The 21,824-nt window shown below is 73.7% G+C and carries 20 protein-coding genes; 8 read left to right on the forward strand and 12 right to left on the reverse strand.

Annotated features, from left to right (window positions below):
- Window positions 1-96: 96 nt before the first annotated feature.
- Window positions 97-2,325, forward strand: a complete 2,229-nt coding sequence (locus ACFY8W_RS11040) for an acetate--CoA ligase family protein (protein ID WP_391102991.1) — start codon at window positions 97-99, stop codon at window positions 2,323-2,325.
- A gap of 28 nt (window positions 2,326-2,353) precedes the next feature.
- Window positions 2,354-3,145 carry an enoyl-CoA hydratase-related protein gene (locus ACFY8W_RS11045; protein WP_391102993.1) on the forward strand — a complete coding sequence of 264 codons (792 nt, stop codon included), beginning with the start codon at window positions 2,354-2,356 and terminating at the stop codon, window positions 3,143-3,145.
- Between the two features lie 145 nt (window positions 3,146-3,290).
- Here ACFY8W_RS11045 and ACFY8W_RS11050 read toward each other — a convergent pair whose 3' ends face one another.
- Window positions 3,291-3,674, reverse strand: coding sequence for a hypothetical protein (locus ACFY8W_RS11050; RefSeq protein WP_391103870.1), 384 nt, complete (start codon window positions 3,672-3,674; stop codon window positions 3,291-3,293).
- A gap of 300 nt (window positions 3,675-3,974) precedes the next feature.
- Here ACFY8W_RS11050 and ACFY8W_RS11055 point away from each other — a divergent pair, with 300 nt between their 5' ends.
- Window positions 3,975-4,556 carry a flavin reductase gene (locus ACFY8W_RS11055; RefSeq protein WP_391103872.1) on the forward strand — a complete coding sequence of 194 codons (582 nt, stop codon included), beginning with the start codon at window positions 3,975-3,977 and terminating at the stop codon, window positions 4,554-4,556.
- 53 nt (window positions 4,557-4,609) lie between these two features.
- Here the strand turns inward: ACFY8W_RS11055 and ACFY8W_RS11060 are convergent, their stop codons facing one another.
- The 3 genes from ACFY8W_RS11060 to ACFY8W_RS11070 form a co-directional block, all read right to left on the reverse strand.
- A complete protein-coding gene (locus ACFY8W_RS11060; protein ID WP_391102995.1) occupies window positions 4,610-5,113 on the reverse strand; it encodes a hypothetical protein in 504 nt (167 codons plus the stop codon).
- 22 nt (window positions 5,114-5,135) lie between these two features.
- Entirely contained in the window at window positions 5,136-6,485 is a 1,350-nt protein-coding gene (locus ACFY8W_RS11065; protein ID WP_391102997.1) for an MFS transporter, read from the reverse strand.
- Window positions 6,486-6,562: 77 nt separating this feature from the next.
- Complete coding sequence (locus tag ACFY8W_RS11070) at window positions 6,563-8,050, reverse strand: MFS transporter (protein ID WP_391103000.1); 1,488 nt, start codon at window positions 8,048-8,050, stop codon at window positions 6,563-6,565.
- 24 nt (window positions 8,051-8,074) lie between these two features.
- On the opposite strand from ACFY8W_RS11070, the gene ACFY8W_RS11075 reads away from it, so the two are divergent.
- Window positions 8,075-9,067, forward strand: coding sequence for a helix-turn-helix domain-containing protein (locus tag ACFY8W_RS11075; RefSeq protein WP_391103003.1), 993 nt, complete (start codon window positions 8,075-8,077; stop codon window positions 9,065-9,067).
- On the opposite strand, the gene ACFY8W_RS11080 is transcribed toward ACFY8W_RS11075, so the two are convergent.
- A complete protein-coding gene (locus tag ACFY8W_RS11080; RefSeq protein ID WP_391103006.1) occupies window positions 9,013-10,248 on the reverse strand; it encodes an MFS transporter in 1,236 nt (411 codons plus the stop codon). The two genes, ACFY8W_RS11075 and ACFY8W_RS11080, sit on opposite strands and share 55 nt — an antisense overlap.
- A gap of 102 nt (window positions 10,249-10,350) precedes the next feature.
- Window positions 10,351-11,175: a TetR/AcrR family transcriptional regulator C-terminal domain-containing protein gene (locus tag ACFY8W_RS11085; protein WP_391103008.1), complete on the reverse strand. Its 825-nt coding sequence runs from the start codon at window positions 11,173-11,175 to the stop codon at window positions 10,351-10,353.
- 111 nt (window positions 11,176-11,286) lie between these two features.
- On the opposite strand from ACFY8W_RS11085, the gene ACFY8W_RS11090 reads away from it, so the two are divergent.
- Together ACFY8W_RS11090 and ACFY8W_RS11095 are read left to right on the forward strand one after the other, a co-directional pair.
- Window positions 11,287-11,856 (forward strand): hypothetical protein, encoded by a 570-nt coding sequence (locus tag ACFY8W_RS11090; RefSeq protein WP_391103011.1) that lies wholly within the window; start codon window positions 11,287-11,289, stop codon window positions 11,854-11,856.
- Complete coding sequence (locus tag ACFY8W_RS11095) at window positions 11,853-12,812, forward strand: NAD-dependent epimerase/dehydratase family protein (protein WP_391103014.1); 960 nt, start codon at window positions 11,853-11,855, stop codon at window positions 12,810-12,812. Before ACFY8W_RS11090 ends, ACFY8W_RS11095 begins: the two co-directional genes overlap by 4 nt.
- 115 nt (window positions 12,813-12,927) lie before the next feature.
- On the opposite strand, the gene ACFY8W_RS11100 is transcribed toward ACFY8W_RS11095, so the two are convergent.
- Both ACFY8W_RS11100 and ACFY8W_RS11105 read right to left on the reverse strand, forming a co-directional pair.
- The gene (locus tag ACFY8W_RS11100; RefSeq protein WP_391103016.1) at window positions 12,928-13,977 is read right to left on the reverse strand and encodes an alcohol dehydrogenase catalytic domain-containing protein; all 1,050 of its coding nucleotides are present in this window, start codon (window positions 13,975-13,977) and stop codon (window positions 12,928-12,930) included.
- Complete coding sequence (locus ACFY8W_RS11105; protein ID WP_391103018.1) at window positions 13,974-14,906, reverse strand: SDR family oxidoreductase; 933 nt, start codon at window positions 14,904-14,906, stop codon at window positions 13,974-13,976. Before ACFY8W_RS11105 ends, ACFY8W_RS11100 begins: the two co-directional genes overlap by 4 nt.
- Before the next feature lie 102 nt (window positions 14,907-15,008).
- Between ACFY8W_RS11105 and ACFY8W_RS11110 the strand changes: the two genes are divergently transcribed.
- Window positions 15,009-15,935 carry a cyclase family protein gene (locus ACFY8W_RS11110; RefSeq protein WP_391103021.1) on the forward strand — a complete coding sequence of 309 codons (927 nt, stop codon included), beginning with the start codon at window positions 15,009-15,011 and terminating at the stop codon, window positions 15,933-15,935.
- Window positions 15,936-16,090: 155 nt separating this feature from the next.
- Here ACFY8W_RS11110 and ACFY8W_RS11115 read toward each other — a convergent pair whose 3' ends face one another.
- The 4 genes from ACFY8W_RS11115 to ACFY8W_RS11130 all read right to left on the reverse strand — a co-directional run bounded on the left by ACFY8W_RS11115 (window position 16,091) and on the right by ACFY8W_RS11130 (window position 20,101).
- Window positions 16,091-16,543, reverse strand: a complete 453-nt coding sequence (locus ACFY8W_RS11115; RefSeq protein WP_391103023.1) for an ATP-binding protein — start codon at window positions 16,541-16,543, stop codon at window positions 16,091-16,093.
- A gap of 366 nt (window positions 16,544-16,909) precedes the next feature.
- Entirely contained in the window at window positions 16,910-17,770 is an 861-nt protein-coding gene (locus tag ACFY8W_RS11120) for an acyl-CoA dehydrogenase family protein (protein WP_391103025.1), read from the reverse strand.
- A gap of 7 nt (window positions 17,771-17,777) precedes the next feature.
- Window positions 17,778-18,911, reverse strand: a complete 1,134-nt coding sequence (locus ACFY8W_RS11125; protein ID WP_391103027.1) for an acyl-CoA dehydrogenase family protein — start codon at window positions 18,909-18,911, stop codon at window positions 17,778-17,780.
- On the reverse strand, window positions 18,911-20,101 hold the full coding sequence (locus ACFY8W_RS11130) for an amidohydrolase family protein (RefSeq protein WP_391103030.1): 1,191 nt from the start codon (window positions 20,099-20,101) through the stop codon (window positions 18,911-18,913). Before ACFY8W_RS11130 ends, ACFY8W_RS11125 begins: the two co-directional genes overlap by 1 nt.
- Before the next feature lie 132 nt (window positions 20,102-20,233).
- Here ACFY8W_RS11130 and ACFY8W_RS11135 point away from each other — a divergent pair, with 132 nt between their 5' ends.
- Window positions 20,234-21,733: an AMP-binding protein gene (locus tag ACFY8W_RS11135; protein ID WP_391103032.1), complete on the forward strand. Its 1,500-nt coding sequence runs from the start codon at window positions 20,234-20,236 to the stop codon at window positions 21,731-21,733.
- The last annotated feature ends 91 nt before the right edge of the window (window positions 21,734-21,824 follow it).

Raw genomic sequence — 21,824 nt, forward strand, 5'->3', positions numbered from 1 at the left:
TCAGTTGAGTAATCTGACTAAGCGTCAGATCAAGCCAAGCCAGGGACGGCAAGGGACGGCTCCGGTCTTCGGGATCGGGATGGGCGGTGCGGAACGATGCTGGGATCGACTCACGGGACCTTCACCACCGACCTCCGCGCCCGCGTGGACGCCTGCGGGGAACGCCACGCCGGCCGGGTGGTCGTGCACGACGTCGCCGCCGTCGAGGGCGACACCGACGTCAGCGGGCGCCCGCTGCACGCGCCCGTGCCCGAGCTCGACCGGTTCTTCCGGCCCGAGGTCGTCGCGGTCGTCGGGGCGTCCGACGCCGAAGGACGGCCCAACACCGGGATCACCCGGCAGCTGATCGACTGGGCCGGCCGGGTCGGCGCCCGGGTCGTGCCCGTGCATCCGACCCGTACCGCCGTCTTCGGGATCGACTGCGTGCCCTCGGTGGACGAGCTCGACGAGTCCGTCGACCTCGCGGTCCTCCTCGTCGCCGATCCGCTGCCCGTCATCGAGCAACTCGCCGCGTCCAAGGTGAAGTTCGCCGTCGCCTTCGCGTCCGGGTTCGCCGAGACCGGCGAGGAGGGCGCCCGCGCCCAGGAGCGGCTCGCCGCCGCCGTCGGCCGGTCCGGGCTGCGGCTGCTCGGGCCCAACACCAACCTCAACGCCTTCGAGCGCTTCCGGGACGACCTGGACGGTCCGGCCATCGCGCTCATCACCCAGTCCGGTCACCAGGGACGGCCGGTCTTCACCCTCCAGGAGCTGGGCGTCCGGCTCTCGCACTGGGCGCCCACCGGCAACGAGGCCGACCTGGAGACCGCCGACTTCATCTCGTACTTCGCGCACCGGCCCGAGGTCGGCGCCATCGCCTGCTACGTGGAGGGGCTGAAGGACGGCCGCTCCTTCCTGCTCGCCGCCGACCAGGCCGCCCGCCGCCAGGTGCCCGTCGTCGCCGTGAAGGTCGGCCGCACCGAGGCCGGAGCCCGGATGGCCGCCTCGCACACCGGCAAGCTCACCGGCGCCGACCAGGTCGTCGACGCGGCCATGCGGCAGTTCGGGGTGATCCGGGTCGACGGGCTCGACCAGCTCCAGGACACCGCGGCACTGCTCGCGCGCGCCCGCAGGCCGGTCGCCGACGGGGTCGTCGTCTACTCCATCTCCGGCGGCACCGGCGCCCACTTCTCGGACCTGGCCACCGCGGCGGGCCTCACCCTCCCCACCCTCTCGCAGGCCAGGCAGGACGAGCTGCACCAGTGGATACCGGAGTACCTGAGCGTGGCCAACCCCGTCGACAACGGCGGGCACCCGGTGGGCGACTGGCGCGGCCGGAAGATCATCGACGCGATCCTCGCCGACCCGGAGGTGGGGGTGCTGATCTGTCCCATCACCGGGCCCTTCCCGCCCATGAGCGACAAGCTCGCGCAGGACCTCGTCGAGGCCGCGGAGGAGACGGACAAGCTGATCTGCGTGGTGTGGGGGTCGCCCGTCGGGACCGAGGAGGCCTACCGTACGACCCTGCTCGGCTCCTCGCGCGTCGCCACCTTCCGCACCTTCGGCAACTGCATCGGCGCGGTCAAGTCCTACCTCGACCACCACCGCTTCACCACCGGCTACCGCTCGCCCTTCGACGGGGCCCCGCGCACCCCGTCCCCCTCCTTCCGCAAGGCGCAGGCCCTGATGCGGCCCGGCCACCGGCTGAGCGAGCACGCGGCGAAGCAGCTGCTGCGGGCGTACGGGATACGGGTGCCGCGCGAGCAGCTGGTGACGAGCGCGGCGGCTGCCGTGCGGGCGGCGGGCCTCGTCGGCTACCCGGTGGTGATGAAGGCCTCGGGCGCGCAGCTGGCGCACAAGACGGAACTGGGCCTCGTGAAGGTCGGCCTGACGTCGGCGAGCCAGATCCGCGACGCCTACCGCGAGTTGACCGACATCGCCCGCTACGAGGGCATCGACCTGGACGGCGTCCTGGTGTGCCAGATGGTCGGGCGCGGGGTCGAGATGGTGGTGGGCGTGACCCACGACTCGCTGTTCGGGCCGACGGTCACGGTCGGGCTCGGCGGCGTCCTGGTGGAGGTCCTGAACGACGCGGCCGTGCGCGTGCCGCCGTTCGGGGAGCGGGAGGCCCGCGACATGCTGGGCGAACTGCGCGGGCGGGCGCTGCTCGACGGGGTGCGGGGAGCGCCGCCGGCGGACGTGGACGCGCTGGTGGAGGTGGTGCTGCGGGTGCAGCGCATGGCTCTCGAACTGGACGGGGAGCTGGCCGAACTGGACATCAATCCGCTGATGGTGCTGCCGCGCGGGCAGGGCGCGGTGGCCCTGGACGCGCTCGCGGTGTGCCGATAGGGCCGACGAGGCCGATAGGGAGCCCCTCATGTCCGATGTGCTGCACGTCGTCGAGAACGGCGTCTCGTGGATCACGCTCAACCGGCCCGAGGCGATGAACGCGGTCACCTGGGACCAGCGGGAGCGGATCATCTCCCTGCTCGCGGGGGCCTCGGCGGATCCGGCGGTACGCGCGGTGGTCGTGACGGCGACGGGACGGGGCTTCTGCGCGGGCGCGGACCTGCGGGGCGGGCCGTCGGCGTCCGCCGGGGACCGGGTCGCCGGTGACGTGGCGCGGATGATCCGGCGGGGCGCGCAGCGCTTCGTCGGGGCCGTGCTGGACTGCGAGAAACCGGTGATCGCGGCGGTGAACGGGACGGCGGCCGGGATCGGGGCGCACCTGGCGTTCGCGTGCGACCTGGTGCTCGCGGCGGAGTCGGCGAAGTTCGTGGAGGTGTTCGTCCGGCGCGGGATCGTGCCGGACGGGGGCGGCGCGTACCTGCTGCCGCGGCTCGTCGGGCCGCAGCGGGCGAAGGAGCTGATGTTCTTCGGCGACGCGCTGCCGGCGGCGGAGGCGCGGGCGATGGGCCTGGTCAACCGGGTGGTCCCGGCGGAGGACCTGGAGAAGACGGCCCGCGAGTGGGCCGAACGCCTCGCCCAGGGCCCCACTCGCGCGCTCGCCCTCACCAAGCAACTGGTCAACGCGTCCCTGGACGCCGACCGCACGACCGCCTTCGCGGCGGAGGCCATGGCCCAGGAGCTGTGCATGACGACGCGGGACGCGCAGGAGGGCGTGACGGCGTTCGTGGAACGGCGGACGCCGTCGTACGAGGGCCGGTAGCGCGGGAGGCGGGTACGGGGCGAGCGGGGACCGCGGGTTCGGGCGGGGGCCGCGGCTGGGGCCGGGGGCCGCGGCTGGGGCCCGGGGCGGCGGCTCGGGCGGGGGCCGTGGCGGGCCGGGGGCCGCGGCTGGGGCCGGGTCCGGCTCAGAGCGGGTCCGGGAGGGCGCCGAGGTGGGTGGCCACGCGCTCGCGCAGGAGCAGGTACTCCGCCCAGCGGCGGGGCAGCGGGCCCGGCGGGCGCTCGACGACCCGTGCGGCGGTGACGGCCTGCCCGTCCTGGAACTGCTCGCGGGTCAGGTCGAGCTCGACGCCGCTCGGGAGCCGGTTCCACCAGTGGTACCCGCGCTGGGCACCGTCCAGATACACCTCGCCGACCACGAGGTCGCCGCCGAAGAGGTCGTTCACGACGAGCGCGGTGACGTCGCAGTGCCCCCAGGCGGGGTTGTCCGCCCGCCACTCGTCCTGGTCGTCGGGCGAGGAGGTGTCGGCGGCCCAGGAGGCCCGGAGGGCAGCGTCGACGTCGAGCAGGCTCCAGGTGGCGGGAGCCGCGTTCGAGGTCGCGGCCGTGTCGGTGTCGGCGTCCGCACCCGTGTCCGAGCCCCTGTCCGGGTCGGCGCCCGTGTCCGGGTCGACGCCCGTGCCCGGGCCGGCGCCCGCGTCGGTGGCTGTGCCCGCGTCGGCGCCCGCGTCGGTGGCTGTGCCCGCGTCCGTGGCCGCCGTGTTCGTGTCCGTGGTCATGGAGCCAGCCTCGCAGCCGGCACTGACAGCGCGAGGGTTCCCATCTGACGGGCCGTCAGCTTCAATGGCGCCATGATGGGACACGCGGGGATGGCGGCCACCGCCGTCCGATACCTGAGGTCGGCCGGGGCGCCCACGGCCGTGGAAGCACTGCCGCGGCCGGCGCTGCGCGCGGTGCGGGACGACGAGCGGATGCCCGTCGATCCGGGCGAGTTCCGGCGGGTGCTCGGGCACTTCGCGAGCGGCGTCACGATCGTCACGGCGCTGGACGAGGACGGGCCGACGGGCTTCGCCTGCCAGTCCTTCGCCTCGCTGTCGCTCGACCCGCCGCTGATCGCCTTCATGGTCGCCCGCACGTCGACGACCTGGCCCAGGATCGCCCGCGCGGGACGCTTCTGCGTGAACGTCCTGGGCGCGGAGCAGGGCGATCTGTGCCGGGCGTTCGCGGTGAGCGGCGCGGACAAGTTCGCGGGCGTGACCTGGACCCCGGCCCCTTCGACGGGCTCACCGCGCCTCCCGGACGCGCCCGCGTGGATCGACTGCGAGATCGCCGCGGTCCACACGGGCGGCGACCACCTGATCGTGGTGGGCCGGGTGGAGGCCCTGGGCGCGGCCGACTCCGGCGACCCCCTCCTCTTCCACCGGGGCCGGTTCGGACGCTTCGCGGGGTAGGCGGCACCCGCTCGACCCCCGCTCCCTGCTCCCCGGGCCCCGCCTCCGCGGCGTCAGCCGCCGAGCACGCCCGTGTACAGCCCGATGCCGCCGAGTCCGAACACGGCCAGCACCGTGAGGGTGCCCCACAGGAGCACCGAGACGAACAAGCCCCTCCGGGCGCGACGGGTGACCACGGCCGCCACGGCCAGGACGACCGCGCCCACGAGCCAGCCGCGCCATCCGGCGAGCGGCCACAGGAGGGCGCCTGCGACGGTCGTGAGGAGCAGCTGCCACGCGAGCGGCCGGCCCTCGATCCGGCGGGCCAGGTCCTCGCCGAGGAGCACCGCCGGCAGCACGAGGACCGCGGACACCACGGCAGCGGCCAGCACGGCGAGCACCGAGAGGAACGGGAGCGCCAGCAGCGTCAGTGCGCTGACCCACTCCTCACCCGGCTCCGGCTCCCTGGTCTCGCCGAAGACCAGCCCCAGGACCAGCGCGAGCGCCGCCTCCAGGAAGAGCACCAGCATCGAGACCCGCAGCATCCGGGCCGCCGACCGTTCCTCCGAGACCGCCATGCGTCCCACCCCCCGGACGTCATCATGCTCCTGCCGCCGCCCCCGCTCCCGCCCGGGGTCGCCTGATCACCAGCGCCATCAGGGCCGCCGCCGCGCACAGGGCACCCGAGGCGTACCAGACGACGTCGTAGGAGCCGAAGACGTCGCGGGCCACGCCGCCCGCGAAGGCGATGGCGGCGGCGCCCACCTGGTGGGAGGCGAGGACCCAGCCGAAGACGATCGCGCTGTCCTCGCCGTAGTGCTCGCGGCACAGCGCGATCGTCGGCGGGACCGTGGCGACCCAGTCGAGGCCGTAGAAGACGATGAAGAACAGCATCGGCGGGTGCACCGCCGGAGCCAGCAGCATCGGCAGGAAGAGCAGCGAGATCCCGCGCAGCGCGTAGTAGACGGCGAGGAGGCGGCGTGCCTCGAAGCGGTCGGTGAACCAGCCGGAGGCGATCGTGCCGACGACGTCGAAGACGCCGATCACCGCGAGGAGTCCGGCCGCCGCCTGGATCGGCATGCCGTGGTCGTGGGCGGCGGGCACGAAGTGGGTCTTGACCAGGCCGTTCGTCGAGGCGCCGCAGATCGCGAAGGTGCCGGCGAGCAGCCAGAACGGGCCTGTGCGGGCCGCCTTGAACAGCACGGTGACGGCGCGGCGCGCGGCGCCCGTGACGGGCGCGGGCTTCTCGGCGTAGTCGCCGCCGTACGGGGCGAGCCGCACGTCCGCCGGATGGTCGCGCAGCAGCAGCCACACGAAGGGGACGACAGCGAGCGCGGACAGCGCCACGGTGACGGCGGCCGGGCGCCAGCCGTGGTTCTCGACCAGCCAGGAGAGGAGGGGCAGGAAGACCAGCTGCCCGGACGCGCCGGCCGCGGTCAGGATGCCGGTCACCAGGCCGCGCCTCGCCACGAACCACCGGTTGGTGACGGTCGCGGCGAAGGCCAGCGCCATCGAGCCGCTGCCGAGGCCGACGAGGATGCCCCAGTAGAGGACCAGCTGCCAGGGCTCGGTCATCCACACGGTGAGCAGCGAGCCGAGCGCGATCACGCTCAGCGCCACCGCCACGACCCGGCGGATGCCGAAGCGGTCCATCAGCGCCGCCGCGAACGGCGCCGTCAGGCCGTAGAGCGCGAGGTTCACCGACACCGCGAACCCGATCGTGCCGCGCGACCAGTGGAACTCTCCGTGCAGCGGCTCGATGAGCAGCCCGGGCAGGGAGGCGAAGGCCGCCGCACCGATGATCGTGACGAAGGTGACGGCGGCGACGAACCACGCACGGTGGACCCGGGGCTCACGGACCGGAGCAGGGGTGGGGACGGGGACCGGGACCGGATCGGGCGTACGGGCGGAGGCGGGGGTCTCGCTTGTCTGGGTCACGTCACCCAGCATCCCGAGCGGCCCCCGGCGCCACCATTGGCCCGAATGCCAGCTTTCCAAAGGATCGAGCCATGCCCGCCCCCGTACGGCTACGCCCGCGGCAGCGTCCTGACCGGGCGTACCACCAGCAGCGCCGTCACCACGAGCACCGCGAGGCCCGAGCCCGCGAGCAGCACCTCCTCCGTGCCGACCACCGCCGCCACCGGGCCCGACAGCGCCCGGCCGACGCCCATCATCAGCAGCGATCCGGCCACGTCGTACGCGTGCAGCCGGTTCAGCGCGTCCTGTGGCACGTGCGTCTGCACCGAGGTCGACCACATCACCAGCCAGAAGGCGAAGGCCGCGCCCGCGAGGAACGCGCCCGCGTACAGCGCCGGCACCGGCGCGCCCGTCCCGAGCAGCAGCAGGTTCACCGGCAGGCCCAGCAGCGCGACCGCGCCCGCCGCCAGCGGGCGGACCGGCCGCAGGCGCATCGCGAGCAGGCCACCGACGGCGCTGCCCGCGCCGTTGACCGCCATCAGCACGCCGTAGGTGGCCGCCCCGTGCTCCTCGGTCACCAGACTCGCGGTGAGCGGCACCATCGGCCCGGCGACCGTCAGGCCGTACACCGTCCAGATCGCGATGACTCCCCAAAGCCAGCTCCGGGCCCGGAACTCCCGCCACCCCAGCGCCATCTCGGACAGCAGCGAGCCACGCCTGACGACGTCGGCCGGGGCCGGCGGGATCCGCATCAGGACGAAGCAGACGGCACTGACGGCGAATGTCGCGGCGTTGACGGTGAACGCCGCCGCCGTGCTCCACACGGCGACGAGCACACCGGCGAGCGCCGGCCCCGCCATCGTCGTCAGCGCCTCGACGACGCGCAGGACGGCGTTGGCGCGCTGCACGTCGGACGCGATGCGCGGGATGGTGGAGGCGACGCCGGGCTGGAAGAGCGCGGCACCGACGCCGCTCACGGCGGACAGCACGTACACGGCCCACAGCGGCGGGCTGCCGAGCGCGAACGTGACGGCGAGCAGCAGCGCGCCGGGCAGCCGCAGCACATCGGCGGTGATCATCATCCGGCGGGCGGTGAAACGGTCGGCGAGGACGCCGCCCACGAGGACGAAGAGCGCGAAGGCGGCAGTCCAGAGACCGAGCGCATAGCCGACGGAGGCACCGGAATGACCGGCGCCGAGGAGTCCGGCCGCGAAGGCGACCGGGATCATGCCCTCGCCCAGGACGGCGACGGCGCGGGCGACGAAGAAGAGCCGGAAGTTGCGGTTCCAGAGGCTGTCCGGCGCGAGCGGGGCGGCCGCCGCCGGTGCGGCTCCCCGCGCGAGCGGTGCGGCCGTGGATGCGACTCCCTGCGCGAGCGGCTCGGCCCCCGGCGCGAGCGGCTCGGCCGGAGCCGTCCCCGCCCGCGTCCCCGCCCGCGTCCCCGCCCGCGTCCCCGGTGCGGGCGCTCTCGCGGGCTGACCGTCCTCCGCGGGGTCCGGTGCGGGAATCCGGTCGGCGGGCTCAGACTTGTACGTGGTGTCCTTGTACGTGTTGTCCGTCACGAGCAGCACACGTACCAGCACGGTGGTCTGGACCACCACTCTTTTACGGAGGGAAACACTGTGCGGGCCCATCGCGTCGCCGTCCTCGCCCTGCCCGGCCTCCTCCCCTTCGAACTGGGCATCCCCCACCGGATCTTCGGCCGGGCCAAGGACCCCGGGGGCCGCCCGCTCTACGAGATCGTGACCTGCGCGACCGCTCCCGGTCCCGTCCGGACCGACGCCGACTTCGCCGTGCACGTCGAGCACGGGCCGGAGGTCCTGGCCACCGCCGACACGGTCGTCGTCCCCGCCTCGTACGAGCTGGGGCCGGTGTTCGAGGAGGGCCGGCTCACCGGCGAACTCGCCGCCGCCCTCGCGTACGTCCGGCCCGGTACCCGGCTCGTCTCCATCTGCACCGGCGGTTACGTGCTCGCCGCAGCCGGCTACCTCGACGGGCGCCCGGCGACCACCCACTGGGCCTCCGCCGAGCACTTCCAGCGGCTGTTCCCGAAGGTCAGGGTCGACGCGGACGTGCTCTTCGTGGACGACGGCGACGTGCTCACCTCCGCCGGCGTGGCCGCCGGGATCGACCTGTGCCTGCACATCGTCCGCCGCGACCACGGCACCGCCGTCGCCAACGAGGTGGCCCGGCGCACCGTCGTGCCGCCGCACCGGGACGGCGGGCAGGCCCAGTACATCGCGCGGCCGCTGCCCGATCCGGGCGCGTCGACCACGACCGCCGCGCGCGCCTGGGCGCTGGCCCACCTCCACGAGCCGATCCAGCTACGGGACCTGGCGGTGCGGGAGGCGATGAGCGTACGGACCTTCACGCGCCGCTTCCGGGAGGAGGTGGGCGTCAGCCCGGGGCAGTGGCTCACCCGGCAGCGCGTGGAGCGGGCCCGGCACCTGCTCGAGTCCACGGACCTGCCGGTCGACCAGATAGCCCACGACGCCGGCTTCGGCACCGCCCAGTCGCTGCGTACGCACCTGCAGGCGACGATCGGCGTGACGCCGACGGCCTACCGCCGCACCTTCCGCGCCGCGTCGGGGCCGGCGTCGGTCGCCGCGACCTGAGTCTCCCCGCCGCCCTCGCGCGGCGGGATCCGGCGCTCGCCCCACACGCCGAGCGCGGTCAGGAACACGGTCAGGCCCACCCCGCACAGGATCGCCGTCGACGGCGCGACGACGTTCAGCAGTCCGCCCGCGAGCGTGCCGCTCGCCGCGTAACCGGCGCCGACGGCCGCGTACATCACCGAGTACCCGGCGGCGAGGGCCCCGGGCGGCAGGACCTGCCGCAGGGCGAGGTTGCGGGTCAGACCGGCGGGCGCCTGGAGCAGCCCCGCCGCGGCCAGCGCGACGGCGATGCCGACGGTCGACGGCAGCACGGCCGTCAGGGCGACGCCGGCCGTGACGCCCGCGAGCAGCACGGCCGACTGGACCGGCAGCCGGCCGGGCCACGAGCCGCGGAGTCCGTACGCGAAGGCGCCCACGGCCGAACCGACGGAGAACCCGGCGAGCAGCGGCCCCGCCCAGCCGATGGCGATGGCCCGCTGTTCGAGCAGGGCCGGCAGGATGAGTTCGGCGAGCGCGAGCAGGGTGAGTCCGGCGGCGCCCGTGACGTACACGGGCCAGGCGCGGAGCAGCACCCGCCGCATGGACACCCCCTCCTCCGGCTTCTCCGCCGCCCAGCCGTACGGCAGCAGCCACAGCCCGGCCACGGAGAGCGCCATGAGCGCGGCCTGCAGCAGCAGCGGCACGACGGGGTCGACGCCGAGGGCCAGACCGGTCGTCAGCGCGGGCGCGGCTGCCCAGATCCCGAAGGTCAGGACGGACTCCATGCTCATCGCCTGGGTGACGGCCCGCTCCGGGACCAGGCTGGTCAGCAGGGCGCGCATGCCGCCGGGTGCGGCGGACGGGCCCGCGCCGGCGAGGAAGGCGAGGGCGCCGAGCAGGACGGGGTGGGCGGCGCCGCCGGCGGCCCCGAGCCCGGCGAACGCGGCAGCACCCGCCGCGAGGCCGACCGCGATCTGCGGCCGGGCCCGCTCGGCGTTCATCCGTACGCCGAGCACGGGCGCCGCGACGATCTCCCCGACGACGTACGCGGCGGCGAGCACCGCGCCGAGCGTGTAGCCGCCGGGCTGCTCCCGTACGAGGAAGACCAGCGCGAGCGGCGCCATCGCGACGGGCAGCCGGGCCGCCACGGCGACGGCCGACCAGGCGAGTACGGGGCGGGTGGCGAGCTCACGGTAGGACATGGTCAGGACCGTAACGGCGAAGGCTCCCCGTGCCCACCGCGTTTCCCGGCGGGGGCGTCGACTCCCTGCGTCGGCATCAACTCGGTCTGTGCGTGCGGCCGTTCAGACCCTTCCGCCCGATGCCCGGCTACCTGACGCGTCACCACCGGCCTCGCCACCGGACACCTCGCCACCGGACGCCTCGCCACCCGACGCCCCGCTACCGAACGCCTCGCCACCCGACGCCTCGCCACCGGACGCCCGGTCGCGGTCCCTCTCGATGCCGTCGAGGACCCGGTCCAGGCCCCACGCGTACTGCTCGTCCGAGACGAACGCCGCGATCACGTCCACGGCCTGCGCCGTGCGCGGGTAGTGGTCGGCGGGCACGGCCCGGAGCTGCTCGCGGCGCGCCGCGACGCGTTCGGCGGTGGGCGGGGCCGGTGCGGGTGAGGGGAGTTCGGCGGCCTCCAGGGCGATCGACCCGAGCACCTGGACGATCAGGAGGTAGGAGGCGCGGGCGGCCCTTGTCGGGTCGAGGCCGGCGTCCCCGAGGACGGCGAGGAGGGCCTCGCCCAGGGCGAGCGCGTTCGGGCCGTCCATCGGGCCGGACAGCAGCAGCTGGACCGCCCCGGGGTGGTCGAGCAGCCGTCGTCGCAGGTCGGCGGCGAGTGCGTGGATCCGGTCCCGCCAGGGCGTGTCGCGGGCTTCGAGGGCCGCGAGGTCGGTCCCGCCGAGCAGGTGCTCGACCACGGCGCCGACGACGGCGGCGCGGTCCGGGAAGTAGGTGTAGACGGCGTTCGGCGCGAGTCCGAGCTCGGCGGCGATGCCGCGGATGCTCACCGCGTCGGCGCCGCGGGCGCCGAGCAGCCGGATGGCCGCCGCGACCACCTCGTGCTCGCCGACCGCCCGCTTCCTGCCCCGCTTAACCGGCGGCTTGTCCTGCGCCATCCGTGTGCCTCCTCGCCCGCCCGTACGGCCCGTCCTCACGCGACCGCTTGACGGGTCATTTTTGCACGGCGTACATTAATTGGACAGCGTACAGAAATTGGAGGTGGTCCCATGCGCCCAGCACGGCGTGCCTGGATCCGGTGGACGGCCGGCTTCCTGGCGTTCCCGATCGCCGGCCTGGCCGGCCGCGCGGCCGCCGGTCCGGTCGACGACGCGACGAGTGCCCTGGTGGGCGGGGTCGTGACGGGGGCGGTCATCGGCGCCGGTCAGGCACTGGCCTCGTCCGGACGCCTGCGGTGGCCGCGCTGGTCCGCGGCGACCGCGGCGGGCGCCGGCCTCGGCCTCCTGCTCGGCTCCACCCTGGTCGGCCATCGCACCGACCTCGCGTCACTGGCCCTCATGGGAGCCGTCGAGGGCGTGCTGCTCGGCGCGGCCCAGGCCTGGGCCCTGCCCCGCGGCGCCGCCCGGCGTCCCTGGCTCTGGGCCGTGGCGATGCCGGCCCTGTGGGCGGCAGGCTGGACGGTGACCACCCTCGCCGGCGTCGGCGTGGACGCGCGGTTCACCGTCTTCGGCGCCACCGGCGCGCTCACCTTCTCGGCCCTCTCGGGCGTCCTGCTCGACGGGATCCTTCCCGCCACCGCCACCACTCCCGCCACCACCCCCAGCGAGGTCGACGCATGAACCGCACCACCACCGCCCGTCACGTGGTCTTCGGCTCCGGCGCCGTGGGCACGGCCGTCGCCGAGGCCCTCGTACGCCGAGGGGAGTCCGTCCGCGTCGTCAACCGGTCCGGCCGCGCGGACGTCCCGGACGGCGTCGAGGTGGTCGCGGGCGACGCCGCCGACCCCGCGTTCACCACCGCCGTCGCGGCCGGCGCGGCCGTCGTCTACCAGGCGCTCAACCCGCCGTACCACCGCTGGCAGCAGGAGTTCCCCGCGCTCCAGGCAGGCGTGCTCGCCGCCGCCGCGGCGGTCGGCGCCCGCATGGTCTCGATGGACAACGTGTACGGCTACGGTCCGCCCGGCGGCCGCCCGTTCACCGAGGAGAGCCCCGACGCCGCGACCACCCGCAAGGGCCGGCTCCGGGCCCGGATGGCGCAGGACCTGCTCGCCGCGCACCAGGCGGGCCGCGTGGAGGTGGCGATCGGCCGCGCCTCCGACTACTTCGGACCGCGCGGCGGCGCCCAGTCCAACCTCGGCGACCTGGTCTTCCCCGCCCTCCTCGCCGGCCGAACCGCCACCGTCCTCGGGGATCCGGACCAGCCCCACACGTACACCTTCATCCCCGACATCGGGGAGGCGCTCGCCCTCCTCGGCCTGCACCCCCAGGCCGCCGGCCGTATCTGGCACCTCCCCAACGACCCGCACACCCGCACCACCCGCGAGCTCGTCGACCTGGCCCACCGCGCCACCGGCCGCCCGGGCGCCGCCAGGCTGCGCCGGATGCCGACGTCCGTCCTGTACGCGATGGGAGCGGTGAACCGTACGGTGCGCGAACTCATCGAGATGCGGTACGAGTTCGCGGAGCCGTTCGTCGTCGACTCGACCCTCATCCGGGAACGGCTCGGCGCCGTGGCCACCCCGGTCGAGGAGGCGCTGGCCCGCACGGTCGACGCCTACCGCGCGCGAGGAAAGTGACCCCTCCGGGAGCCACGAAGCCCCGAAGGCCTCGAAGGCCTCGAAGGCCTCCGAGACCTCCAGGCCTCGAAAGCCTCGGGAGGCCTCGGAAGGCTTCAGCCTGCCTCGGGACTCCTCAGAAGGTGAGCACGCCCCGGGCCACCTTCCCCTGCTCCATGTCCTCGACCGCCCGCGCGAAGTCCTCCACCGGGTAGGTGGTGGTGACGAGTTCGTCGAGGAGGAGCCGGCCCGAGCGGTACAGCTCGGCGTAGAGGGCGATGTCCTTCTGGGGGCGGGAGGAGCCGTAACGGCAGCCCAGGATCGACTTGTCGAGGAACATCGCGGCGGGCAGGAAGCTCGCCTCGGCCTTCGGCGCCGTCATGCCCAGCAGGACCGCCTGGCCGTGCCGGTCGAGCAGGTCGACGGCGGCGCGGACGAGCGCGGTGTGCCCGACGCACTCGAAGACGTGGTCGGCGCCGGTGGGCAGGACGTCCCGCACGGCGTCGGTGGACGTCAGGAAGTGCGTGGCACCGAACCGCCGGGCGGGGTCCTCCTTGGCCGGGTTGGTGTCGACGGCGACGATCGTCGTCGCGCCGGCGATCCGGGCGCCCTGGAGGACGTTGAGGCCGATGCCGCCGGTGCCGATCACGACGACGGTCTCGCCGCGGTCCACCTTGGCGCGGTTGAGGACGGCGCCGACGCCGGTGAGGACGCCGCAGCCCATGAGGGCGGCGGACGTGAGCGGGATGTCGGCGGGGATCTTCACGGCCTGGACGGCCTTGACGACGGTCCGCTCGGCGAAGGAGGAGTTGGAGGCGAACTGGAAGAGCGGCGTGCCCGCGCGGGAGAAGGGCTGCCCGGGCATGCCGATCGCCTTGCGGCACATGGTGGGGCGGCCCCGGTCGCAGTCGGCGCAGGTGCCGCAGTTCGCGAGCGTGGACAGGGCCACGTGGTCGCCGGGGGCGACATGGGTGACGCCGGGCCCGACGGCCTCGACGACACCGGCGCCCTCGTGTCCGAGGACGACGGGCGGGGGGAAGGGGATCGTGCCCTCGACGACCGAGAGGTCGCTGTGGCACAGCCCGGCGGCGGCGATGGCGACGAGCACCTCGCCGGGGCCGGGCTCGCGCACCTCCAGGTCGTCGACGACCCGGACCTGCTTCCCGTCGAAGACGACGCCCCTCATGACGCGTTTCCCTTCCGGGAGTTCGGGCGGTCGCCGGCGGCCGCCGCGCGGGCCATCTCCTCGAGCTGCCGAAGCATCGGCATCGGGTCCGTCCCGACCGTCCCCGGCAGGAAGTCGGCGATGCGTTCCGGCGTCCACGCCCCGCCCTCCGCGTAGCCGGCCCGCAGCTCCCGCGGCTGGGCCCAGACGGCGATCTTGGGACCGGCGATCGTGTAGACCTGGCCGGTGATCCGTTCCGCCTTCGCGCGGTCGGAGAGCAGGTAGACGACGAGGGCGGCGACGTCCTCGGGTTCGCCGATCTCCTTGAGCTCCATGGGGACGTTGGCGGACATCCGGGTGCGGGCCACCGGGGCGACCGCGTTCGCCGTCACGCCGTACTTGTGGAGCCCGAGGGCCGCGCTGCGGACGAGGGAGATGATGCCGCCCTTGGCCGCCGAGTAGTTGGCCTGGGCCACGGAGCCCTGGTGGTTGCCGCTGGTGAAGCCGATGAGCGTGCCGGCGCCCTGGCGGCGCATCACGGCGGACGCGGCCCGGAAGACGGTGAAGGTGCCCTTGAGGTGGGTGGCGAGGACGGGGTCCCACTCCTCCTCGGACATGTTGAAGAGCATGCGCTCGCGCAGGATGCCGGCCACGCACACGACGCCGTCGATCCGCCCGTACTCGGCGAGCGCCACGTCCACCACGCGCTGCCCGCCCGCCATCGTCGAGATGTCGTCGGCGACGGCGACGGCCGCGCCGCCCGCCGCCTCGATCTCCTTCACCACCGACTCGGCGACCTCGCTCGTGGGCTCGCCGCCCTCGATGGAGACGCCGTAGTCGTTGACGACGACCCTGGCGCCCTCGGCCGCACAGGCGAGGGCGACCGCACGGCCGATCCCCCGGCCCGCCCCCGTCACGGCGACGACCTTCCCTGCCAAGAAGTTCCCCACGCCCGGCCCCTTCCCGCGGTTTCTGACGGTCCGTTAGATTCGTTCGTCGGCAGGATTCTACGGCCCGTCAGATACCGGAAAACAAGACCTCGGAGGCGCCCGATGTCACTTCCCGTCGAGTTCCACGACATCGCCAAGCGCGTCAACAACTGGGGGCGCTGGGGCCGGGACGACGAGATCGGCACCCTCAACCTGATCACCGACGAGGTGGTGCGGGAGGCCGCCGCGACCGTCCGCACCGGCCGGCGCGTCCCGCTCGCCCTCGATCTGAAGCAGGACGGCGTGCAGACCGGCATGATCCCCGGCCGGGTCAACCCGCTCCACGTCATGGTCCAGATCAACCAGGAGCTCTTCGGCGCCGGCACCGTCGCCACCAGCGACGACGCCGTGACCATGGGCCTCCAGGCCGGCACCCACTGGGACGCACTCACCCACGTCTCGCACTCGGGCCGGATCTACAACGGCCGCCCCGCCGCCACCGTCACCCCCCACGGCCGCTCCGAGTTCAGCGGCATCCACACCGCCCGGCACGTCGTCTCGCGCGGCGTCCTGCTCGACGTAGCGGCGGCCAGGGGCGTGGACCGGCTGCCCGGCGACCACGCCGTCACGCCGGAAGACCTGGACGAGGCGGCGGAGTTCGGCGGGGTCACCGTACGGTCCGGGGACGTCGTGCTCGTCCGCACCGGGCAGATCCAGTCGTACCTGGCCGGCGACCGGCACGGCTACGCCTTCCCGTCACCCGGGCTCTCCGTCCGCACGCCCGAGTGGTTCCACGCCCGTGACGTGGCAGCGGTCGCCAACGACACGCTCACCTTCGAGATCTTCCCGCCGGAGATCGAGAACCTGTGGCTGCCCGTGCACGCCCTCGACCTGGTCGAGATGGGGATGCTCCAGGGGCAGAACTGGAATCTGGAAGAGTTGTCCACAGCCTGTGCACAAGAACGGCGTTACGCGTTCCTGCTGTCCGCCATGCCCGAACCGTTCGTGGGCGGCACGGGGACACCGGTGGCGCCGGTGGCGGTGCTGTAGGGGAATTCCGCGGGTGGCGGCGCACTCGCGCGCGCCCCGAGCACGGCACGGCAGCCGCCACCCGTCACGACCCGCGCTCGTCGAGGGGCACGACCCCTCGACTCCCCTCGCAGAACGAATCGCTCACCCAAGGGTGATCAATTCACCACGAACCGTCAACAGGGCACCCAAGAGGGTGACACACCGGCACCCTGACCGGGCCCGGCACCCGGCCCGGCGACCGGAGCCCGGTCGACCTCGCACCAGATGCTCTTGCCCGTGCCCTCGCGCTGCCAGCCCCACCGGTCGGCGAGGCCGTCCACCAGCTCGAGGCCGCGGCCGTTGGTGTCGTCGCCCTCCGCGTGCCGTGGCCGCGGCGGGCGGTCGCTCGTGTCGGCGACCTCGACCCGCACCCCGGCCCCGCCGAACAGCATCCGCAGCACGGCCGGGCAGCCCGTGTGCACCACGGCGTTGGTCACGAGCTCGGAGATGAGCAGCACCAGCGTCTCCGCCAGCGGCTCGTCGTCCCCTATGCCGGACCCGGCCAGCCGCGAACGCGCCCACCGCCGGGCTCGCCCCACCTCCGCCGGGTCGGGCCCGACCTCCAACTGCACCTGAAGCACCTGCACCGTTCACACCATCCGAACCGGCGGACACACCTTTACGGAACGTGATTCCCTTGTGAGACAGCATGGTTGACGTACAGTCACCGCAACAAGCGCTTCGGGCATATTCCAGCGCGAAGGAGTACGCATGGTCCATACTGTGCGACGCATGCCGCGAGGAGTCGAACGCGGGGCGCGAGCGGCGGGCATTCCCGGGCCCGGCGCCGCCGCATCGGCGGCACCGGCGCGATCCGGGCCCACAAGCACTCGCATCCCACGGAGCGTACCGGAGCCGGGGGCCGACTCCGGCGCGTGACGACCCGCGCGAAGGACACAAGACGATATCGACGCTGCGTGACGTGGGCACTACACCTCTCTCCCGCTCCGGTACTACAGCCGGGCCGCCACAAGCTCCTCCGCCGCCGCGCCCGACAGGCCGCGCTCGGCCCGCACCCAGGCCCGTTTCAGATGCAGGTGGACGTCGGCCTCCCAGGTGAAACCCATGCCGCCGTGCACCTGGAGGCAGTCGCGCGCACCGTCGACGGCGGCCTCGTCGGCGAGCAGCCGGGCCCCGGCGATCTCGACGGGATCCGCGGTCACGGCGGCGGCGTAGACGGCGGCGCGGGCGAGCTCCGTCCGTACGAGCATCCGCGCGCACAGGTGCTTCACCGCCTGGAAGGCGCCGATCGGCTGCCCGAACTGCTCCCGGGTACGGGCGTACGAGACGGCGAGCTCGGTGGTGCGGCCCGCGCTGCCCAGCTGTTCGGCGGCGGTGAGCAGCGACGCCTCGGCGCCGACGGGAGGGGCGGCCGGCAGCCGGTGCAGGGGAGTCAGGGGGTCGACGGACCGGATCCGTACGGCGCCCTCGGCGGGGCCGAGGACCACGTCCGCCTCGTCCAGCCACTCCACGAGCTCCCCGTCGGCGCTGGTGACGACGGTCTCGCCCTCCGCCGCCCCGGGCACCTCGCCCGCGGCCAGGTGCGTGGCGATCAGCGGTCCGGGCAGGAGCGCCCGGCCGGCCTCCTCGAAGGCGAGCACGGCCTCGGGCAGGCCGAGCCCGACCCCGCCCGCCTCCTCGGGGAGCCGGAGCGCGAAGAACCCGGCCGCGCCGAGCTCGCGCCACAGGGCGCGGTCGAGGACCCCTCCCCCGTCCACGGCCGCCCGCAGCGCCTCGCGCCCGAAGCGCCGGTCGAGCAGTTCCCGCACGCCCCGCCTGAGCGCCTGCTGGTCCTCGGTCAGTCGGAAGTCCACGTCGGTCTCACCGGCCCTTCGGCAGGCCGAGGATGCGCTCGGCGACGATGTTCCGCTGGATCTGCGAGGTGCCCGCGGCGATCGTGTACGAGAGGGAGGACAGCCGGTCCGGGTTCCACTCGCGTCCGAGGTCGAGCGCGTCGGGGCCGAGGACGGCGGCGGCCGTGTCGTACAGCTCCTGGCGGGCGTGCGAGTAGCGCAGCTTGAAGACGGAGCCGCCGACGCCGGGCACCCCGCCGGTGGCCTGGGCCTCGCTGACGTTCCACTGGGTGAGCCGCCACAGGGCCTGGAACTCGGCGCCGAGGCGCCCGAGGCGACGGCGCAGCACGGGGTCGTCCCAGCGGCCGTTCTTCCGTGCCGTGCGGGCGAGTTCGCCGAGGACGCGGCGGCACGCGACGACCTCGCCGACGAAGGCGGTGCCGCGCTCGAAGGAGAGGGTCACCATGGTGACCCTCCAGCCGTCGTTCTCCTCGCCCACCCGGTTGGCCACCGGCACCCGCACCTCGTCGAGGAACACCTCGGCGAACTCGGTGGAACCGGCGAGGGTGCGCAGCGGCCGGACCGTGATGCCGGGCGCGTCCATGGGCATCGCGAGCCAGGTGATGCCGCGGTGCTTCGGGGCCTCCGGGTCGGTCCGTACGAGCAGTTCGCACCAGTCGGCCGCCTCGGCGTGCGAGGTCCAGATCTTCTGGCCGGTGACGACGTACGCGTCGCCGTCGCGCACCGCCCTGGTCCGCAGCGAGGCGAGGTCGGATCCGGCCTCGGGCTCGCTGAAGCCCTGGCACCACACCTCGTCGCCGCGGAGCACGGGCTCCAGCCAGCGCCCGCGCTGTTCGGGCGTGCCCTCGGCGGCGATCGTCGGGCCCGCGTGGAGGAGGCCGACGAAGTTGGCACCGACGTAGGGCGCCCCGGCGCGTTCGGTCTCCTCCAGGAAGATGAGCCGCTGGGTCGGTGAGGCGTCCCAGTGGACGTGCCCGTACCCGGCGTCGTAGAGGCGTCGCTGCCAGCCGCAGTCGTAGGCGCGCCGGCCCGGCCAGTCGAGCGGGTCCGGTTTCGCCGGCAGGGTGGGCAGCTCGGCGGCCAGCCATTCCCGCAGCCGGCCACGGAACTCCTCCTCTTCCTCCGTGTACGCCAGCTCCATCAGACGATTCCGAGGCCGAGCATGCGGATGGCGTTGCCGCGCATCAGCTTGTAGACCGTCTCGTCGTCGAGGCCCTTCACGTGGTCGAGGGCGACTTCCTTGGTGTGCGGGAAGGTGGAGTCGACGTGCGGGTAGTCGGTCTCGAAGGTGGCGTTGTCCCGCCCGACGACGTCCAGGGACGCGATGCCGTGCTTGTCGCGGAAGAAGCAGCAGAAGATCTGCCGGTAGTAGTACGTGGACGGGGGTTCGGGGATCAGGTCGCGGACGCCGCCCCAGGCGCGGTGCTCCTCCCACACGTCGTCGGCGCGCTCCAGGGCGTACGGGATCCAGCCCATCTGGCCCTCGCTGTACGCCAGCTTCAGCAGCGGGAACTTCACGAGCACCCCGCTGAAGAGGAAGTCCATCATCGAGGCCATCGCGTTGTTGAAGCTGAGCGAGGCCTGGACGGCGGGCGGGGCGTCGGGTGAGGCGGCGGGCATCTGGCTGCTGGAGCCGATGTGCATGTTGACCACCGTGCCGGTCTCCTGGCAGACGGCGAAGAAGGGGTCCCAGTAGCCGGAGTGGATGGACGGCAGGCCGAGGTGGGTGGGGATCTCGGAGAAGGTGACGGCCTTGACGCCGCGGGCGGCGTTGCGCCGGATCTCCGCCACGGCCAGGTCGATGTCCCAGAGCGGGATGATGCACAGCGGGATGAGCCGGCCGCCGCTGTCGCCGCACCACTCCTCGACCATCCAGTCGTTGTAGGCGCGGACGCAGGCGAGGGCGACCTCCTTGTCGTGGGCCTCGGCGAAGGTCTGGCCGCAGAAGCGCGGGAAGGTGGGGAAGCAGAGGGAGGCCTCGACGTGGTTGAGGTCCATGTCGGCGAGGCGCGCCGTGGGGTCCCAGCAGCCGCGGCGCATCTCCTCCCGCGTGATCCCCTCCAGGGTCATGTCGTCGCGGTCGAAGCCGACGGCGGCGATGTTCCGCTTGTACGGGAACCTGAGGTCCTCGTAGATCCACCAGTCGGTGGGCGGCCCGTCGGGATCCATCGTGATCTGGTACTTGCCGCCGACGTACGCGAGCTCGCCGATGCCCGCGGTGAGGGGCTTGGGTCCCCGGTCGCGGTACTTGGCCGGCAGCCAGGTCTCGAAGAGGTGCGCGGGCTCGATCACGTGGTCGTCGACGCTGATGATGCGGGGCAGTTCCGTCATGACCCCTCCATTTTCTGATGACCCGTCAGATACAGGCTCGGCATCAGGCTAGCCCCGCCCCCCTGGACCGACAAGGACCGGCCCTCTACGCTCTCCAGGCAATCTGACGGTTAGTCAGTTAAGGGAGTCGCCGTGACCGAAACCGCACAGGCCCTGGGCGCGTCCCGCACCCTCTGGGAGCTCGTCGAGCGCCGCGCCTCGCTCACCCCCGACCGGCCCGTCCTGCTCCAGGGCGACCGCACCCTCACCTTCGGCGAGCTCCGCGACCGGGCCGAACGCTGCGCCGCCGGCCTCTACGGCATGGGCGTGCGCCCCGGCACCGTCGTCGCCTGGCAGCTGCCCACCCGCATCGAGACCGCGGTGCTGTCCTTCGCGCTCGCCCGCATCGGCGCCGTACAGTCCCCCGTCATCCCGTTCTACCGGGACAAGGAGGTCGGCTTCGCGCTGCGCGAGTCCGGCGCGGAGTTCTTCGCCGTCCCCGGCGTCTGGCGCGGCTTCGACCACACGGAGATGGCCCGGCGGCTCGGCGCGCGCGGGATCTTCGAGGCGTACGACGGCCTCCCCGACGGCGACCCGGGCGTCCTCCCCGCCCCGCCCGCCTCCGGCACCGACGTCCGCTGGATCTACTGGACCTCGGGCACGACCTCCGACCCCAAGGGCGTGCTGCACACCGACCGCTCGCTCCTCGCCGGCGGTTCCTGCCTCGCGCACGCCCTGCACCTGAGCGCCGAGGACGTCGGCTCGATGGCCTTCCCGTACGCGCACATCGCCGGTCCCGACTACACGGTCATGCTGCTCCTGTACGGGTTCCCCGCCGTCATGTTCGAGCATTTCGCGCTGCCGGACGCGCTCGACGAGTACCGCAGGCACGGCGTCACGGTGGCCGGTGGGTCCACCGCCTTCTACTCGATGTTCCTCGCCGAGCAGCGCAAGCAGCCGGGCGAGCCGATCATCCCGACGCTGCGGCTCCTCGCGGGCGGCGGCGCCCCGAAGCCGCCGGAGATCTACCACGCGGTGGTACGGGAGCTGGGCTGTCAGCTGACCCACGGCTACGGCATGACCGAGGTCCCCATGATCACCATGGGCGATCCCGGCGACACCCCGGAGAACCTGGCCACGACCGAGGGACGGCCGCCCGCCGGGATGGAGATACGCATCGCGGAGGGCGGCGAGGTCCGGCTGCGCGGCGAGGCGGTCTGCCGCGGCTACCTCGACCCGGCGCAGACCGCCGCCGCCTTCGACGAGGAGGGCTTCCTGATCACGGGCGACGTCGGCCGGCTCACCGGGAGCGGTCATCTCGTCCTCACGGGCCGGCTCAAGGACGTCATCATCCGCAAGGGCGAGAACATCTCGGCCAAGGAGATCGAGGACCTCCTCCACGAGCACCCCGGCGTCGGCGACGCGGCGGTCGTCGGACTCCCGGACCCCGAGCGCGGCGAGCGCGTCTGCGCGGTGGTCGAACAGCCCCCGGGCGCCGAGCCGCTCACCCTGGAGACGGTCACGGCGTTCCTGCGCGAGGCCGGGCTCTCGGTCTTCAAGCTGCCGGAACAGCTGGAGGTGGTGGACGCGCTGCCGAGGAACGAGACGCTGCGGAAGGTGCTCAAGTACAAACTGCGCGAGCGGTACGCGTAGGTCGTCGTCGCGCGCCGAAGCCGCTGCGGGGCTGGAGGCCTTGGGCCTGAGGGCCTTGAGCCTGAGGCCCCGGGCCGCCTGTCGGCCGCGG

It is taken from the genome of Streptomyces sp. NPDC012637, assembly GCF_042954805.1.
GTDB lineage: Bacteria > Actinomycetota > Actinomycetes > Streptomycetales > Streptomycetaceae > Streptomyces.